This is a genomic window from Vibrio sp. Vb1337, assembly GCF_033338715.1.
Lineage (GTDB): Bacteria > Pseudomonadota > Gammaproteobacteria > Enterobacterales > Vibrionaceae > Vibrio > Vibrio alginolyticus.
In genome coordinates, this window is sequence record NZ_JAWOTD010000018.1 from 18,433 (window position 1) to 34,963 (window position 16,531).

The following is a 16,531-nucleotide window of genomic DNA, read 5'->3' on the forward strand; positions in this document are numbered from 1 at the left end:
CACTTTAATCGAACTCAAACTGATAGAGTAGGTCAACGGCGCTATCTACACCAGATACTGCTTCTAAATACAAGTCTTGCATCAATCGGTAACGCACAGTGAACTCACCTAGGGAGTTAAAGATGCCGACACCATATTTCACCTGCAAACCTGGCAGAATATAACCACTCACCGTCACTTGCGAATCATCGCCCGACCCAGCAGTGTCCAGCTGTAAATCTTGTACGCCAAAGGCTTCACCGATTTCACCAACCACACGACCACTCTTCGCCAAGCTTAAACCAATTAAGGTAGTCGTCATTGCATTACCACCGGCTTCACCATCAATATCTTGACCACGAAGTAGATAAGAAAGTGCATTGGCTTGGTTCATCGCGGGCTCTGAGAAAATTTCTATACTCGGATCAGATGCTGGGCCTGACACTTGTACCCCCGCAATGACATCATCTTGGGTATTGTCTGGATTACGAATCGCTTTGATAGACAAGTAAGGTTGATCCGGTGGACCATTCATCAGAATCTTACCTTCTTTAATCAATAAGTCCTGACCAAACGAACGATAAGAACCGTCGACAACATTCACTTCACCAACGATGAAAGGACCTTTGTCTTTTTGTGTCACGTTTAGGTTCCCTTTCAACCCACCTTTTAAACCAAAAGCGGCAAGTTGGAAGTCATCACCAATTTTAATGTTGATGTTCGTTTCCACATCAAACGGCATCGCAGCCACATCGTCCACTGGCTGCAAGTTTTTATCGAGAATAACGGTATCACTCGATACGCCTACCGCACTTGGTGGAAGCTCTTCGACGACAATTCTGCCCCATGGCAAATTAATATCACCCTCAATTTTCGCAAGCTGAGGAGTCACATCTATTGTCATGTCAGGCTCAACTTTGATTTTTACCATTGGGGGCAAATCAACATTGAGCTCTTTAGCAAATACACGCGCTTTAGTGCGCCAGTTCTGTAAGTCCTGCCAGTCGGCATCACCGGTAACGTTCAACTCACCATCCGGGGTTAAAATTCCGGCATCCAAGTCCGCTTGATGACCTTTAAAGTTGATGACGACCTGTCCTGAGTTTATATCTATCGGTGTGACTTCACCCTGTAGCTTCATCTGGTCAATCAAGAACTGGCCGTTCACCTTCGGATGCATGACGTCACCTGATATCGCTAGGTCAGTATTCATGTTTGCTTTAAACAAGCTGTACTCACCAATCAACGGTGCCAAGAAATCCAAGTGGAACGTAGAGAGTGAAACCTTACCATCAATAGTGGGCTTTTCAGACGAGACATTCAGTAAAGAAACCTTACCAGACAAGTCACCGTTATCTTTCACATCAAATAGCCACTCGGCATCAAGCTTGTCTTTCGCTAATGCCGCTTTAAAGTTGAAGCTTTCCCAACCGACTTTAATTGGCTGCTCAAGCGCTTGTTCAACTTGGCCTTTTGGCATATTGACACTTAAGGTTACTTCAGGCTTTTTCTCTGGTGCCCATTTAGCAAAAGCCTGTGCATTAACCGAGCCTTGCAGCTTGGTTTCTGGCGGCAGGAATTGTTTGATTTGGTCAAAATCAAAATCATTGATGGCTAACTTCGCCTGGCCACTCTTACCGACACTAATGTCTTCGGTTAGACATACGCTCGACTCAGCTTGCAACCAACAATGCGCTTGAACGTTCGCGATCTGTTTGTCGATATTGACCTTCACCGCGGTCGATTTTTGCAACGCCCACGGGCCTTGTTGCGAGCTCAGCGTCAAGCGGCGCAGCGCCCCATCCCAAATCATTTCTGGTTTCTGCTGGAATGTCCCTTCAATTTCTAAACTGGTCGACACTAGGTCAGACACTACATCGAGCGTAAGTTGATGCAGTTTTTCATCCCCAGAGACTTCAAGGTCAGCACTATCAACTTTTATGTCGTCATAGGTAATGTTGTTCGCAATAAGGCTTATATTCGCTTTTGGTGCTGGCAGAGGCTTCACATCGCCCTTTAAGGTGATCGTTTCTACGTTCGCCTGTTGCTGCCAGTTAATCTGATTTAAAGCGAGATCAAGATTGATGTTTGGTTCTTTCAAGCTACCACGTAGTGCGACTTTACCTTGCATCTTACCTGCAAGGTCCGGAACACTTTTCGCAAAATCAGGGAAGTTAACCTCAACATCCATCAGAATTTGCTTATCGATCTTACCCTTTGCACTCAGTTGGTTCGGGCCATGAGAAAGCGCTAAACCCTGAGTGGTAAGTTGGATGTCTTCGCCTTTGCCGTTCTTATCAGACGCTTCAAGTTGCCCTTCAACATTCAGCGGATAACCTCGCAAAATGCCGTCAATGTCTAACTTAGGCAAACTGACTTGCCAACCGCCTTGTTCTGTTAACAACCCCGAAGTCGAAAGATTACCGCTGATATCCCCTTCGGCTTCTTTCCACTGCAATCCTGGTTGAATGTTCTTCAGGTTTAAGTCAGCTTGCCAGTTGATTGGCGCGGCCCAATTGGCCATGACTTTCCCAGAGAGTTCGCCCCCTAAGGTTTTCACTACAAGGCTTTCGAGGTCAATTTGCTCTAACGTACCTTTGCCGTTTAGTGCGACATCAACGGCGGGAATATCTTTGCCTGACGCTTTGGTTTCTAATGCGACTTCGTAGCCGTCAAGTGAGCCTTTTGCCGCCAAGCTTGGTACAGAAACCTGGTAATCGCTTTGTCCAAATAGCGGCCATTGCGCTTGTACATTTTTAATCGCGACATCAAACGGTAACTGTGTTTTAAGCGGTTGAATATCACCTTTGATCTCCGCTTGTATAAGCTCAGAAAGCGTAGCATTTAGTGACAAATCACCAACCGAACCCGAGACCGAAAGCGACAGTTTTTGTCCCTTCGCATCCGCTTGCTTCACTAACGCGTCCAATTGCGCTTTGATAGGGTAATCAGAAGAAAGCGTCACTTGTGTGCTCAACTTGCCCTCCACTTCTGGCATGTCGAGTTCTAACGTTTTGACATCAACACGCTCACCGCCTGCTCTTGCAACCAAACCAAGATGATTGACGATCACTGGCGTTTCACCTGCCAGTTTGAAATTGTGAATATCAAGACGACGCGCTTCCACCGTCAGCGGAATCCATACTTCGGGTAACACAATATCTTGCGGCGTAGCATCGGCTTCTTTCGGCTCTTCAACAACCGCTTCAGGTTCAGCTTCACTTGGTGCTAAAGCCACATTAATGTCTTTCAACGCGGTAGGTGCGATCACCAAACGATCGCCTTGCATCGACAAAGCGGTCGAGAACGTTTGCCAATCAATTTGATTGCCCAGCACATTGACATTGATATCATTAAAGCTGACTTTATTAACAAAAATTGGCACTGGCGTACTGATAGAACGCAGTGGTGGTGTTTCCTCTTGCTCCTCGCTTGCTGGCGGTAGCTCAGGCATCTTAAAGTCAAGCCCCTGCAGTCTTAACTCATCGACACAAACCTTAGGGTCAAAGAAACAGCGGAAGTTCACTGCCAAAGCTAAACGCTCGACTTTGGCATCGATATTCAAAGACTCATCGACAAAACTGACGTTATGCAGTTCGAAGCGAGGAAACAATGAACCCTGCACTTTTTCAATCTGCAATTGTGGTAGTGCTTTTTCGGCTCCCCACAAGGCAAATTTGAGGCCTGGGTGGGTAAATAAAACTGTCGCGACAATAATGATGAGCAACAGCAATAGACCAATCAAACTGAGCGACAGCCATTTGGTCCACTTAAACATCATTTTGATCATAGCTCAGGCCCCAATGAGAAGTGGATACGAAACTCTCGTTCTGGTTTTGCATCCAACCCCCATGCAAAATCAAAACTAACAGGGCCCACCGGAGACGCCCAGCGGATACCAACACCAGCACCTGATTTCCAATCTGGTGTTTCATTAAACGCATCACCAATATCGTAAAACGTTGCAGCCCACCAGTTTCCATAAACACGATATTGGTATTCTAATGTACTGCTAACAATGTATTTACCACCCGTCAAAGCACCACTCTCATCCACAGGTGAAATAGATTCATAGCCGTAACCACGAATATTATTGTCACCACCTGCGAAGAAACGCAGCGACGGTGATAGCTTTTCAAGTTCATCGGTAATATTCGCACCACCTTCTAAGCGGAACAAACCACGATGATTCTCTCCAATACCACGAATCCAAGAAGTCGAGCCAATCAAGCGGAGCACTCTAGTTTCAGAAAGCATAGCGGTATCACCATACTCAACAGTGATGCTTTGCTTGTCTCCCCACATTGGCATATTGCCCCCTCGAACCCTAGTCCGAGAAAATGTCGCACCTGGAAGTACGAAGTTGAATTCATCATCTTGTAAACCTTGCGTAAAGCTCTCGTACAAATGACGAACATAAACGGTATTATGCCAACCACCGTCTGCTAACCAATGACGTTCCACTGCAAGGTTAGACTCGATACTCTGCGTGTCACGGTTGTCTAGGTTTTTAAGCCCATATTGAACTTGATAATAATCGTTAGCGACATCTTCTAAAGGAATTTTGTAAGAAGCAGTCACGGTTTGCTCTGGCTTAGATAGGGATAAAGCAGTGTTGAAACTGTGCCCTCGGGAGCTCACCCAAGGTTTCTTCCACTTCAACGTTCCTCGAACGCCGACATCCGTTGAGTAACCAATACCCGTCTCGATCTGATTCTTCGAAGCAGGAGATAAAGACACTTTAATTGGCAAGTCTCGGCCATCATCAAGCCTATCCAATTCAGGCTCAACAAAAACTGAGGAAAACCACTCCGTATTTGATAGCTTCTGGTTAAACTCGCCCAGCTTCGAAACGTTGTATGGGTCCCCTTCTTTAAAAGGTTGTAGTGATGCGACACGGTCTTCCCAGATGTGGTTGCCAATAAAAGAAACGTCGCCAAAATTGAAACGTATTCCACTGCTGTAGTGCAAACGGACATTAGCTTCGTTCAGATCAGGGATAACCTCTAATCGACTTAGCGTAAACTCACCATTGAAGTAACCACGCTGAAGCGCCAAGTTACGAATGCCTGACTTAAGGCTGTCGTATTGGCCTTGATTCAAAACTTGGCCAACTTTGAGCGGAGAGCGCTCAATAAGTTTTGCAAACTCTTCATCGTCCTTGGCCTCTCCAGTGATGACCACATCCATGACTTTCACTTTCACTGGCAAGCCCGGCTTGATGAGCACAATTAACTCATCATTCGCTTCAGGAATAGAGTATGAAATTTTTGCATGATAATACCCAAGCGCGTTAAGCGCTTCAGTGATACTTTGATCTAATCTCGCTTGAAAACGCAGAGAAGTGGAGTAATCCTTCTCTGGAATAGATGATAGATACGCACTGACATTCTCTTCTAAAGCGCCATCAATGCCTTTCAAAGTCAAAGAAACATCGGCATAGGCACCATGAGAAAAGGCAAACAGGCCAACAATGGTGGGGAGAGCTTTTTTTATCATGCTTTTATGGCTGAATGAGGTTAAGTAAACGTAAATAATGATAACGCCAATTAGGTTCTAAGTCTGTAATATTAATAGGTTTAACGCGGTCTATGTCATCACAGCATCAGATACAGACGAAATGAAAAAGTTCGCAAATTTAAGACACGTATTGAAGGACAAATACCATGCTCAACAAACAAACATTGATCAGTATAGAAGATGCCTTGCCAGGTAGAGATCAACCAATGCAGATTGACGCTCATCATTTTGTAAATAAATCTAACCTAAAGGCGCCTCTGGCGTCACACCAACAGCAGATTTTGCTCGGAATGGGCTGTTTTTGGGGCGCTGAGCGCGTATTTTGGCAACTCGACGGCGTTGTATCTACTTCGGTCGGTTACGCTGGGGGGTACACACCCAATCCCACCTATGAAGAAGTCTGTACGGGTAAAACGGGTCATACAGAAGTCGTACGAGTCGTTTTCGATGAACGCGTCATCTCATTAGAAAAGCTACTGGCTGTTTTTTGGGAAAAACACGACCCAACTCAGGGAATGCGTCAAGGTAACGACTTAGGTACTCAATATCGTTCTGCAATTTACACTTATTCGACGGAGCAACTCGAGAGCGCAGAGAAATCGAAACTCTTGTATCAGCAAGCACTGCAAGAAGAGCAGCGCGCGAACATCACCACCGAAATACAACCAGCAGGTCCGTATTACTTTGCGGAAACCTACCACCAGCAATATTTGGCGAAAAACCCTGATGGTTACTGTGGCATCGGAGGAACGGGAGTTTGCTTCCCACCAAGCCTCCAAGGATAAACCTAACCAGCAACAAAAAGAGCGACCGATATGGTCGCTCTTTTCTAAATCTAAGTGGGTACCAAGCTAACTAAGCCGATAATGATGCTATCACTTGGTTGACTTCTTTAAAGATGGTGAGCCTTTTATGATCGTTGACGTCAGGTAGTAACACTTTGCCATTGTCGAACTGAAAACAGCCAACCCCAACAATAAAAAATTGACCTTTGAACAACGTTTTAACAAAACGGGCCACTTGTAATGGTCGATATACAGCAAACTCACGTAGCATAACTCACCTCAATTCCTTTGAGAAAACACGGATTGCTTATTTTTCCTCTGCAATCTTAATGCGCAATTTGCGACGGAAATCATTTTAGCAAATTCTAAATATAACGCAAGATTACACCACTCCATACGTTAAATAAATGTTATCACCGGTCCTACAAATTTCTAAGATCTGGATATATACTGGAAGCTTCCAAACCTCGTACGGAATATAACAATATGAAAACTAAGACTCTCCTACCTCTACTACTGGCCTTAACGCCAAGCTTGACCTTTGCACACAACTTGTCAGTGGGTAAAAGCGTTCCTCCTGTCAATGTTGCCGCTTACGGCGAGATTGTTTTACAAGGCGAAGGCGTTGCATACCAACCCTGGGCAACTCAACATATGCAAGGCAAAGTTCGTGTTATTCAAGCCATCGCAGGCCGTAGCAGTTCAAAAGAGATGAATGCCCCTTTAATGTCGGCAATAACAGCGGCAAATTTTCCACAAGAAAGCTACCAGACGACGACTATCATCAACCAAGATGATGCAATTTGGGGGACAGGCTCTTTCGTGAAGTCTTCAGCTCAAGACAGCAAAAAAGAGTTTCCTTGGTCATCCATGGTTCTTGATGAAAATGGCGTAGTTGCTAATACTTGGGACCTGAAAGAAGAAAGCTCGGCCATTATTGTTCAAGACAAAACGGGCAAAGTTCTGTTTGTCAAAGAGGGCGCACTTGAGCAAGATGAGATAACAAAAGTCATTGAGCTTATTAAACAGAACATCTAGCTTCATTGAATGGCTCCTTGTTCCTGTTGTAAGGAGCTATATGAATTTGATTAGAAGCATGGGCAGTGATAACTCTGCTCTTTATAAGTGCGACACTTCCATCAGAGAGTATTACCAATATTTTTCGGCACGTATGTGTTGAGTTAAATTTTTCTGCTAGCCAACAAAAGAGTGAACTTTTATTCATTATGGGTGTTATATTATAACAGTCGGTAAGAGGAGCTCAGATGTACCACCACCAGCAAAAAATACTAAGATATTGGTATCGCACTGCTTTATTTTTCAGTGTTGCGTTGCTGATCGCTTGGAACTTTGCGGTTGTACTTCATCAAGTTGATCTGACGCCCGACCATCATACCCATCATCATTGCCAATTATTTTCTGGTGTTCAGCACGGTATAGCAAAGGTACAACCTACCCTCTCTACACCGACTTTTACGCGCGCCCAGCATCATCATGTTTTTTTGCATCTCGTGTACGGCGAAGAAGTTCTTGGCGCTGCTCGTGCCCCTCCTTATTTTGCTTAATTTCCAAACTATTCCACACTCAAAATTATTGAGTTCATTTCCGCACCTAGTGTGTCAGGGAACAATAACTTAGTGAAACTCGAATCTGAGCAATACCGCCTTTGGTTAATGCCAGTAAAATTAGGAAAAATACAATGTCATCAAAACACGTTTTAGCCCTTGCTATTGGCCTCACTTTATCGACAGCAGCGAATGCAAACGAATACCGCCAGCATGGTGCTCATGTGCATGGTCACGTCGAGTTTAATATCGCCCAAGATGGCAAAGATCTGTTAGTAGAGATCACAGCTCCTGGAGCTGATGTTGTGGGTTTCGAGCATGCTCCAGAAAACGCGCAACAAGAGCAAGCGCTTAAACAAGCCGTCGCTACACTCGAAGACAGCAACGCATTGTTCGCTATTAACTCACAAGCTGATTGTAATATTGAAGAAGCTTACGTGAGCCACAACCTAAGCGAAACTCATGAGGAACATGATCATAGTGAGCACGACCATGATGACCATGCACATCACGATCATGAAGGGCACGAACATCATGATCATAATGATAAACATGACCACCATGACGATCATGATGAGGCGCACGATCATGGCGGTCACGGTGAATTTTCGGTGCAATATCGCTTCAGTTGCGAACAAGTTAATCAGCTTAGCCAAATCCAAACCGATTGGTTTAACCAATTCCCAACTACAGAGTCCATCAGCGTCAATATATTCACTGATACCATGCAATCAGCAATTAAATTAAGCAAAGATAACACCCAAATCGTAATCAAATAACACGAGTGGCGTGTAAGTACCCACTTACACGCCACAGCTTTGGTGATTTAATATGACTGAAACCACACCAAATGTTGTCGAGCTAGAGGATGCCCAATTTTTCTGGCCCGGTTCAACCAACGCAACCATCCGCATCCCCAAATTACACATTACACAAGGCGAGCATGTGTTTATCAAAGGTCCAAGTGGCTGCGGTAAATCGACCTTGCTCGCTTTGTTGACGGGGATTAACACATTAACTTCAGGCTCTCTATCTGTACTCGATACTGACCTTGCTAGTTTAAGTGCCAGTCAGAGAGACCGCTTTCGCGCCAATCATATTGGCTACATCTTTCAACAGTTCAATTTATTGCCGTACCTTAACGTACTTGAAAACGTATTATTGCCATGTCAGTTCAGTAAAATACGACGTGACCGTGCCCATTTAGGTGCCTCATCTCAAACGTTAAATGAACAGGCTCAGGCCCTACTAGAACGACTGCACTTGCCAAACGAGCTTCATACACGCCCTGTCTCTGAATTGAGTATTGGTCAACAACAACGTGTGGCTGCGGCTCGAGCTCTGATAGGACATCCAGAGTTAGTGATCGCTGACGAACCAACCTCAGCTTTAGACTATGACAATCGTAAAGCATTTATTGAGCTCCTTATGGAGCAAGCGAATCAAGCCAATGCCACACTGGTATTCGTTAGCCACGACCCAACACTCGAACCCTTATTCGATCGCACGCTCAATCTACCCGACATTAATCAAGTATCTAGCCTAGGAGCCATATCATGAGTGCTGTTGTAAAGCTCGCCTGGAAAAGCTTGATGAACCGCAAAGCGACGGCAATTCTAACCATCATGACCGTTGCGATTTCAGTGGTACTCCTCTTGGGCGTCGAGCGTATCCGAACTCAAGCCAAGGATAGCTTCGCCAATACAATTTCAGGCACAGACCTCATTATTGGTGGACGCTCTGGGCAAGTGAACCTATTGCTCTATTCTGTGTTTCGTATTGGTAATGCGACCAACAACATCGATTGGAAAAGCTACCAAGAGTTTGCCAATCATCGTTCAGTCGATTGGGCTATTCCAATCTCGCTTGGCGACTCGCATAAAGGCTTCCGAGTTATGGGAACCAATCACAGTTACTTTGAGCATTACAAGTTTGGAAGTAAGCAACCACTAACATTTGGCAAGGGTAGAGAATTCAATGGTTTATTTGAAACCGTGCTAGGTTCTGATGTCGCTAAACAACTTGGTTATGATATCGGTAGCGAAATCATCATTGCCCACGGCATTAGCGACGTTGGCTTTAGCCGTCATGACAATCTGCCATTTAAAGTTGTCGGTATCCTTGCACCTACAGGAACACCAGTCGACAAAACTGTCCATGTATCATTGGAAGCCATCGAAGCCATTCACGTCGGATGGGAAAGTGGTGCGCGTTTGGGCCCGACACCCAAGGCACAAGATCTCAAAAACAGAGACTTTCAGCCCAAACAAATTACCGCTATGCTCGTTGGTTTGAAATCTCGTATTCAAACTTTCGCCCTGCAAAGACAAATTAACACCTACCCCAAAGAGCCGCTCAGCGCCATTATGCCCGGCGTTGCGTTGCATGAGTTATGGGGAATGATGTCGGTTGCAGAGCAAGCCCTAATGGCAGTATCTGGTTTTGTCGTGATCGCAGGGTTGTTAGGTATGTTAAGCAGTCTATTAACTAGCCTACAGGAACGCCGCCGTGAAATGGCGATTTTGCGTGCCATGGGAGCAAGGCCTCGTCATGTTTTCTCACTCTTAATTAGTGAAGCCAGCTTGCTTACTGCTGCTGGTATTATTACTGGCGTTACTGGGCTGTATGCCATTCTTGCTATCGCGCAGCCGATCATCCAACAGCACTATGGAATACATCTCACCTTAAGCATCTTATCTACTTATGAGTGGATGCTATTAGGTTTCGTACAATGCGCTGGTATTGTGATTGGTTTCATTCCCGCACTCCGCGCCTACCGACAGTCACTGAGTGACGGAATGACAATAAGGATTTAATAAAATGTGGAAAAAAATACTCGCAAGTTGCTTGCTGGTCGTCGCATTCACAGCGCCTGTTATGGCCAGCGAAGAACCATTAAAGCTTGACTGGATTGACCTTGTTCCAGAAAAAGAGCGTAAATTGTTCGACAGTATAGGCATGCCCGCATCTGATCACAGTGGTGGCGCAGCCCAGCAGTCCAAGATTGGTAACGTTCGACCAGAACTGAACGGAAGCCAAGTTAAAATTCCGGGGTTTGTTATCCCACTTGAAGGTGATGCCGATACCGTCACCGAATTTTTATTGGTGCCATATTTTGGAGCTTGTATTCACGTGCCACCACCGCCTCCAAACCAGATCATTTACGTGAAGTTTCCGAAAGGCGCGCCTGTTCAAGAGTTGTGGGATGTTATATATGTGGTTGGAACGTTGAAAACCGAGACGATAAACCACGAACTGGCAGAAACGGCTTACGTTATTGAGGGATCAGAAATAGAAGCCTACGACGATATGTAATTTAAGTCGTCGATAAGCCTCGCTACACCTAAGGCGTCACACTGGCGCCTTTTTTAGCTTTGTGCTACACGATATAACGAGATAAATACGCTAATACGCCCACATAAATAACCAAAAGAAACGCTATCGACAGGTGCTTTTTGAGTTTACCTGCTTCTGAGAACTTCATAGCCCCTCCAAAATAACGATAACAATTTTAACAACTCATTATCATTTTGAATAGCCCTATTCGTTCAAAAACTGAGAACTCCTGTCTGGTCGCTTGGTCAGATAAGGTGTAAATTTAAACGTGCGAACCACGCAGTTCTTGGTAGGAAAACGAATGGCAGACCCGACAAAGCAACCTGTTGTCATCGAACATCAGTCAGACACAAAAAAAAATACGCAACAAGAAAAGAAACAAGGCTACATAAAAGACAGTGCTAGTAAGGTAAAAACCATAGCCCAAATACACGGTCTTGACGCCTTACTGCAAACCGAACCGCCAGCCAAATCTGCGTTTGAAAGAGCCCAATTGCGAGAGCAACGACGCCAAGAACAGCGACAAAAAAACTTAGAACAGATTTTAAAATTAGCGCACAGTTCATGCCGAGATGAGACAGCGGGAGAGCCAGACCAAGATTGGTTGCATCGATTTTTTGAGATGGCTCAAGACATCCATAACAGCGCGATGCAAAAGCTATGGGCTCAAGTGATGAAGCGTGAAGTGACCAATCCGGGCTCAACATCCATGAAAGCGTTGAAAACCCTCAAAGATATGTCACCAAAGGAAGCACAAACTCTGCAAAGAGCCGCCTCTTTAGCGTGCAGTTTTGGAGGGGATCACAGCAGAAAACTGTTGATTGGTTACAAAGCGCAAGGAGGCATATTTAGCTTCGGCAAGCGAGACGTCGCCAACAGCCTAAATATGGGAAGTTTTCAACTGCCGTATTCAAGCTTGTTGCTCTTAATTGAATTAGGGCTGCTGCACAGTGCCGAACTTGAATCTGGCGAAATTAGTATCGAGACACCGTTGGTCCTCACCTACCAAGGTAAAAACTTGTCACTGAACGTAAACAGTAAAGGTGTCCGCCTTTTATATTACCGCTTCACACCCACAGGTAATGAGCTCTGTACCTTGCTCGGAAACAAACCACATGCCGAATACTACGATCAAATGCTTGCACTGTTAAATCATAGATTTAGTGTCCATAGTGAAGCTAAAAGTACGGTTCATCATACCGTCTAGCCAGCTTGAGAAGCATTTGATCACCTATGATCCAAATACTTCTCAAGCAGCTCAAAGAGCTTTAGGTCACCTATGATCTAAATGCTTTTTTATCGGATCACACCGCGTTGTTTAAGATCGATTAAGCACAAATCCACCAGCTCATCGACACTCTTTTCTCCCGCGGGCAAATCGATTTCAGGGTTCTCTGGCGCTTGATATTCCGAATCAATACCAGTGAAATTAGGAATCTCTCCCGCACGGGCTTTACGGTATAAACCCTTAGGATCTCGACCTTCGCAAACCTCTAGAGATGCATTGACATACACTTCGATAAACTCGCCTTCTGGCAATAAATCGCGCACTAACTTCCGCTCTGCACGATGCGGTGAAATAAACGCCGACAGAACAATTAAACCCGCATCTGCCATCAACTTCGCCAGTTCACCAATGCGACGAATGTTCTCGCGACGGTCCTGTTCAGAAAAACCTAAATCGCTACACAAACCATGCCGTACATTGTCACCATCCAATAAATAGGTGTGGTAACCCAATGCTGCAAGGCGATTTTCCAACGCACCTGCTACGGTTGATTTACCCGCTCCAGATAAGCCGGTAAACCACAATACGGCAGGTTTTTGCTTCTTTAATTCAGCACGAAACTGTTTATCAACCGAATGCTGGTGCCAAACAATGTTTTCATCTTTTACCGTCGTTTCGGCAGTCATAACGTATCCTTGTAAATATCGGAATTAAAACGGGAAAAAGACCGGGATCAAAGTAAGTACTAATACAGAGTACACAATCGAAATTGGCACTCCAATTCTCACGTAGTCGGTCAATTTGTAATTTCCTACGCTGTACACCAGCAGGTTAGTTTGGTAACCGTAGGGAGAGATAAAGCTCGCACTCGCGCCGAACAAAACCGCCATGATGAATGGCATCGGATCCACGCCATAACCCACCGCCATACTATAGCCGATAGGAAAAGAAAGCGCAGCCGCGGCATTGTTTGTCACCAATTCAGTGAGTACCAATGTCATGATATAAGTCGCCACCAAGGCACCAAATACTCCCCAGCCATTAAACGCTTCAATAAACATCACTCCCATTCTTTCTGACAATCCAGAAGAGATCATCAGTTGAGCAATAGACAAAGCGGAACCTACAATCACGACGATATCGATCGGAAAACGGCGGCGCAGTTCTGAAATCTGCACAATACCAAACGCAATAAGCGCGATAAGGTACGCAGCTAGACCTTTAATAATCGGTACTAACTCTAATAGAGCGCATCCAATTACGGCTGCAAAGCCCAGTAATACAATGGAAGACTTATTCGTATCAAGCCGAGCGCTAGAGTCCAAGTCATGCACTAAAACAAACTCTTTACGATGAGCTCGGCGTTCAGACTCAAAACGCTTGCCTGGAACCAGAACTAACGTGTCCCCAGGCGCTAAGGTAATGCTACCCAAGCCACCTTCTAGGCGTTCGTGGCCTCGGCGAATCGCCACAACAACGGCATCGAATCGGTCGCGGAATCGGCTCTCTTTGAGGGTTTTGTAGCAAAACGTCGCCGACGAGCTCACCACAACTTCGATAAAGTTTTGCCCATTTAAGTGCTGCTGACCAAACAACTTGAGGCCCGGAATTTCTTGCAGGGTCGCGACGCTCTCAACATCGCCACAAAATAACAGGCGGTCTTTTGCATTGAGCACAAAATCCGGTCCCACAGAAGAAACAGTAACACCATCGCGCACCACTTCTGCAAGAAACAGTTTGCGCAGCGCACGTAAATTATTCTCGCTGATCGTACGCCCAACTAGCGGTGAGCCTGGCTCAACGCGAGACTCAAGAAAGTAAGGTAAATCTTCTTGGTTTTGATCATCATAATTCGGTAGCAAGTAGCTCAGTGGGATAAGAATCAGCATCCCTCCCACCAGCACAGCCAAACCTATCATCGTAGGTGTAAAAAAACTCAGGCTCGGTAAGCCTGCGTCTTCGACAAAGCTGTTGATGATTAAGTTAGTCGACGTACCAATCAAAGTTAACGTGCCACCAAAAATGGCGGCGTAAGACAAGGGAATAAGTAATTTCGAAGGTGCATGTTGCTGATTACGCTTAATCGCCCCAATCAATGAGACAACCACAGCGGTATTATTCGTAAATGAAGAAAGCAAGGCGGTCGACACACCGAGCTTAGCAATCACGCTGCCTAACTGGCCCTCAGAGATACTTCGGCTCACCCAACTGATCAGCAGTGTTTTTTCTAGAGCACAGGATGCAAGAATCAATAGAACCAGAGTTAACAATGAAGAGTTGGTAAAATTGGATGCGATAGTGGCTGAATCCATCATCCCAGCCATGAATGCAATAAAAGCGGCACCCGCAAAGACATAACTAGGCTTAATTTTCGTGACAAGCAAGCAAGTGATAATGCCAAGCAAAATCGCTAACACAAACCCTTGTTCCCACATAGCCTTTCCTTACCAAATAGCCCTAAAGGGCACAACAACGACTCATTTATCCATGAATCACCGACAAACGAGCAAACAGACAAAAATCAGCGCAAGCGAAAAGAACATCAGAATGCTCGGTTTTCTTGGGCTCCACCGAAGCATTCTGGTATTAGGAGAATACCTAACGACATTTCGCAATTCAGTTAGGTAGCGACGCCCCAAGTACAACAGCAGACAGAGCCTGAAATTATCGTACTTGGGTAAGCCAGTTACTTTTTCAGAAACTGGCTGACGTCTTTTGCTTCCCAGTGTGGGAAGTGTTTACGGACAAGCGCATTAAGCTCAACTTCAAACGCAGAGATGTCCGTCAAATCGCGCTCAACCACGGCGAGGCTCTCTTTAACCATGCCAGCACCAACCGTCACGTTTGTCAGACGATCGATAATGATAAAGCCACCGGTATCTGCACAGTCTTGATAATTGTCCAGCGCGACTGACTCATTAAGAGACCATTCACACAAACCAATACCATTCAATGGCAGCTCTGCCGAGCTATGAGTCGAGAGATTATTAATGTCATATTGATGACGAATCGCTTCAACATGACCTACGGTTTTCTTACCTGCGATTTTGATGTCATAGTCACGACCCGGTTGCAGGGGTTGCTCTGTCATCCACACCACATCGGCAAGCAAATGGTTTGTGGTTTCCACTTGAGCATTATCTAGAACAATCAAATCTCCACGGCTAATATCGATCTCATCGCTTAGCGTCAGAGTGACAGCTAATCCGGCACGAGCTTCTTCAATATCACCATCAAATGTCACAATACGTGCCACAGTTGACGTTTTACCCGATGGCAATGCTTTAATGGCATCACCGACTTTGATCGAACCAGAAGAAATGGTCCCCGCAAAGCCACGGAAATCGAGGTTAGGACGATTAACGTATTGCACAGGGAAGCGGAACTCACCCGCGCCTTTTTCTTGATCCACATCGACCGTTTCAAGAAGCTCAAGCAATGATGGGCCTTTAAACCAAGTCAGGTTTTGGCCTTTATCCACCACATTGTCCCCTTCAAGCGCTGAGATCGGGATGATTTGAATATCAATATCCCCTGTCAGATTCTCAGAGAACTTCAGATACTCGTCGCGGATCTCTTCAAAGCGCTCTTGGGAGTAATCCACTAAGTCCATCTTGTTGATCGCCACAACAAAGTGCTTCAAACCCAACAGGTTGGAAATGAAAGAGTGACGACGAGTTTGATCGAGAATGCCCTTACGTGCATCAACTAGAATCACAGCTAAGTCACATGTCGATGCACCTGTAGCCATGTTACGTGTGTACTGCTCGTGTCCAGGAGTATCTGCAATGATGAATTTACGTTTCTGCGTCGAGAAATAGCGGTAAGCCACATCAATCGTGATCCCCTGCTCGCGCTCAGCTTGTAAGCCATCGACCAACAACGCAAGGTCAGGCTTTTCACCCGTGGTACCCACACGTTGGCTGTCTGAGTGCACTGCCGCTAGCTGATCTTCATAAATTTGTTTTGAGTCATGGAGTAAGCGACCGATTAATGTACTTTTACCGTCATCCACCGAGCCACAAGTCAAGAATCTAAGTAACGACTTGTACTGGTGTTGTGTTAAATAGCCTTCGATACCAAGCTCGGCTAATTGAGCTTCAACTGCACTGTTCATT

General features: G+C 45.4%; 14 protein-coding genes. 8 read left to right on the forward strand and 6 right to left on the reverse strand.

Annotated elements, in window-relative coordinates; translation table 11 throughout:
* Window positions 1-4 precede the first annotated feature (4 nt).
* A complete protein-coding gene (locus tag R7E42_RS18030) occupies window positions 5-3,769 on the reverse strand; it encodes a translocation/assembly module TamB domain-containing protein (protein ID WP_213898416.1) in 3,765 nt (1,254 codons plus the stop codon).
* Window positions 3,766-5,478 carry an autotransporter assembly complex protein TamA gene (locus tag R7E42_RS18035; protein WP_064353584.1) on the reverse strand — a complete coding sequence of 571 codons (1,713 nt, stop codon included), beginning with the start codon at window positions 5,476-5,478 and terminating at the stop codon, window positions 3,766-3,768. Before R7E42_RS18035 ends, R7E42_RS18030 begins: the two co-directional genes overlap by 4 nt.
* 167 nt (window positions 5,479-5,645) lie before the next feature.
* On the opposite strand from R7E42_RS18035, the gene msrA reads away from it, so the two are divergent.
* Window positions 5,646-6,284, forward strand: coding sequence for a peptide-methionine (S)-S-oxide reductase MsrA (msrA, locus tag R7E42_RS18040; RefSeq protein ID WP_318072895.1), 639 nt, complete (start codon window positions 5,646-5,648; stop codon window positions 6,282-6,284).
* A gap of 70 nt (window positions 6,285-6,354) precedes the next feature.
* On the opposite strand, the gene R7E42_RS18045 is transcribed toward msrA, so the two are convergent.
* Window positions 6,355-6,555 (reverse strand): DUF1107 domain-containing protein, encoded by a 201-nt coding sequence (locus R7E42_RS18045; RefSeq protein ID WP_005379612.1) that lies wholly within the window; start codon window positions 6,553-6,555, stop codon window positions 6,355-6,357.
* Between the two features lie 215 nt (window positions 6,556-6,770).
* Here R7E42_RS18045 and R7E42_RS18050 point away from each other — a divergent pair, with 215 nt between their 5' ends.
* The 7 genes from R7E42_RS18050 to R7E42_RS18080 all read left to right on the forward strand — a co-directional run bounded on the left by R7E42_RS18050 (window position 6,771) and on the right by R7E42_RS18080 (window position 12,392).
* Window positions 6,771-7,322, forward strand: a complete 552-nt coding sequence (locus R7E42_RS18050; protein ID WP_005383122.1) for a YtfJ family protein — start codon at window positions 6,771-6,773, stop codon at window positions 7,320-7,322.
* 227 nt (window positions 7,323-7,549) lie between these two features.
* Window positions 7,550-7,849, forward strand: coding sequence for a DUF2607 family protein (locus R7E42_RS18055; protein ID WP_080996158.1), 300 nt, complete (start codon window positions 7,550-7,552; stop codon window positions 7,847-7,849).
* A 134-nt stretch (window positions 7,850-7,983) separates the two neighbouring features.
* Window positions 7,984-8,628, forward strand: a complete 645-nt coding sequence (zrgA, locus tag R7E42_RS18060) for a zinc uptake protein ZrgA (RefSeq protein WP_053349701.1) — start codon at window positions 7,984-7,986, stop codon at window positions 8,626-8,628.
* 52 nt (window positions 8,629-8,680) lie between these two features.
* Window positions 8,681-9,409, forward strand: coding sequence for an ABC transporter ATP-binding protein (locus tag R7E42_RS18065; RefSeq protein WP_053349702.1), 729 nt, complete (start codon window positions 8,681-8,683; stop codon window positions 9,407-9,409).
* Window positions 9,406-10,665 carry an ABC transporter permease gene (locus tag R7E42_RS18070; RefSeq protein ID WP_053306844.1) on the forward strand — a complete coding sequence of 420 codons (1,260 nt, stop codon included), beginning with the start codon at window positions 9,406-9,408 and terminating at the stop codon, window positions 10,663-10,665. Before R7E42_RS18065 ends, R7E42_RS18070 begins: the two co-directional genes overlap by 4 nt.
* A 4-nt stretch (window positions 10,666-10,669) precedes the next feature.
* A complete protein-coding gene (locus tag R7E42_RS18075; protein WP_005379600.1) occupies window positions 10,670-11,164 on the forward strand; it encodes a DUF3299 domain-containing protein in 495 nt (164 codons plus the stop codon).
* 322 nt (window positions 11,165-11,486) lie between these two features.
* Window positions 11,487-12,392 carry a TIGR03899 family protein gene (locus R7E42_RS18080; protein WP_005379599.1) on the forward strand — a complete coding sequence of 302 codons (906 nt, stop codon included), beginning with the start codon at window positions 11,487-11,489 and terminating at the stop codon, window positions 12,390-12,392.
* Between the two features lie 89 nt (window positions 12,393-12,481).
* Here the strand turns inward: R7E42_RS18080 and cysC are convergent, their stop codons facing one another.
* The 3 genes from cysC to cysN all read right to left on the reverse strand — a co-directional run bounded on the left by cysC (window position 12,482) and on the right by cysN (window position 16,530).
* Window positions 12,482-13,099, reverse strand: coding sequence for an adenylyl-sulfate kinase (gene cysC, locus R7E42_RS18085; protein ID WP_005379598.1), 618 nt, complete (start codon window positions 13,097-13,099; stop codon window positions 12,482-12,484).
* 24 nt (window positions 13,100-13,123) lie between these two features.
* On the reverse strand, window positions 13,124-14,848 hold the full coding sequence (locus R7E42_RS18090) for an SLC13 family permease (RefSeq protein ID WP_005379596.1): 1,725 nt from the start codon (window positions 14,846-14,848) through the stop codon (window positions 13,124-13,126).
* A 251-nt stretch (window positions 14,849-15,099) separates the two neighbouring features.
* Complete coding sequence (gene cysN, locus R7E42_RS18095) at window positions 15,100-16,530, reverse strand: sulfate adenylyltransferase subunit CysN (protein WP_017633444.1); 1,431 nt, start codon at window positions 16,528-16,530, stop codon at window positions 15,100-15,102.
* Between the last annotated feature and the right edge of the window lies 1 nt (window position 16,531).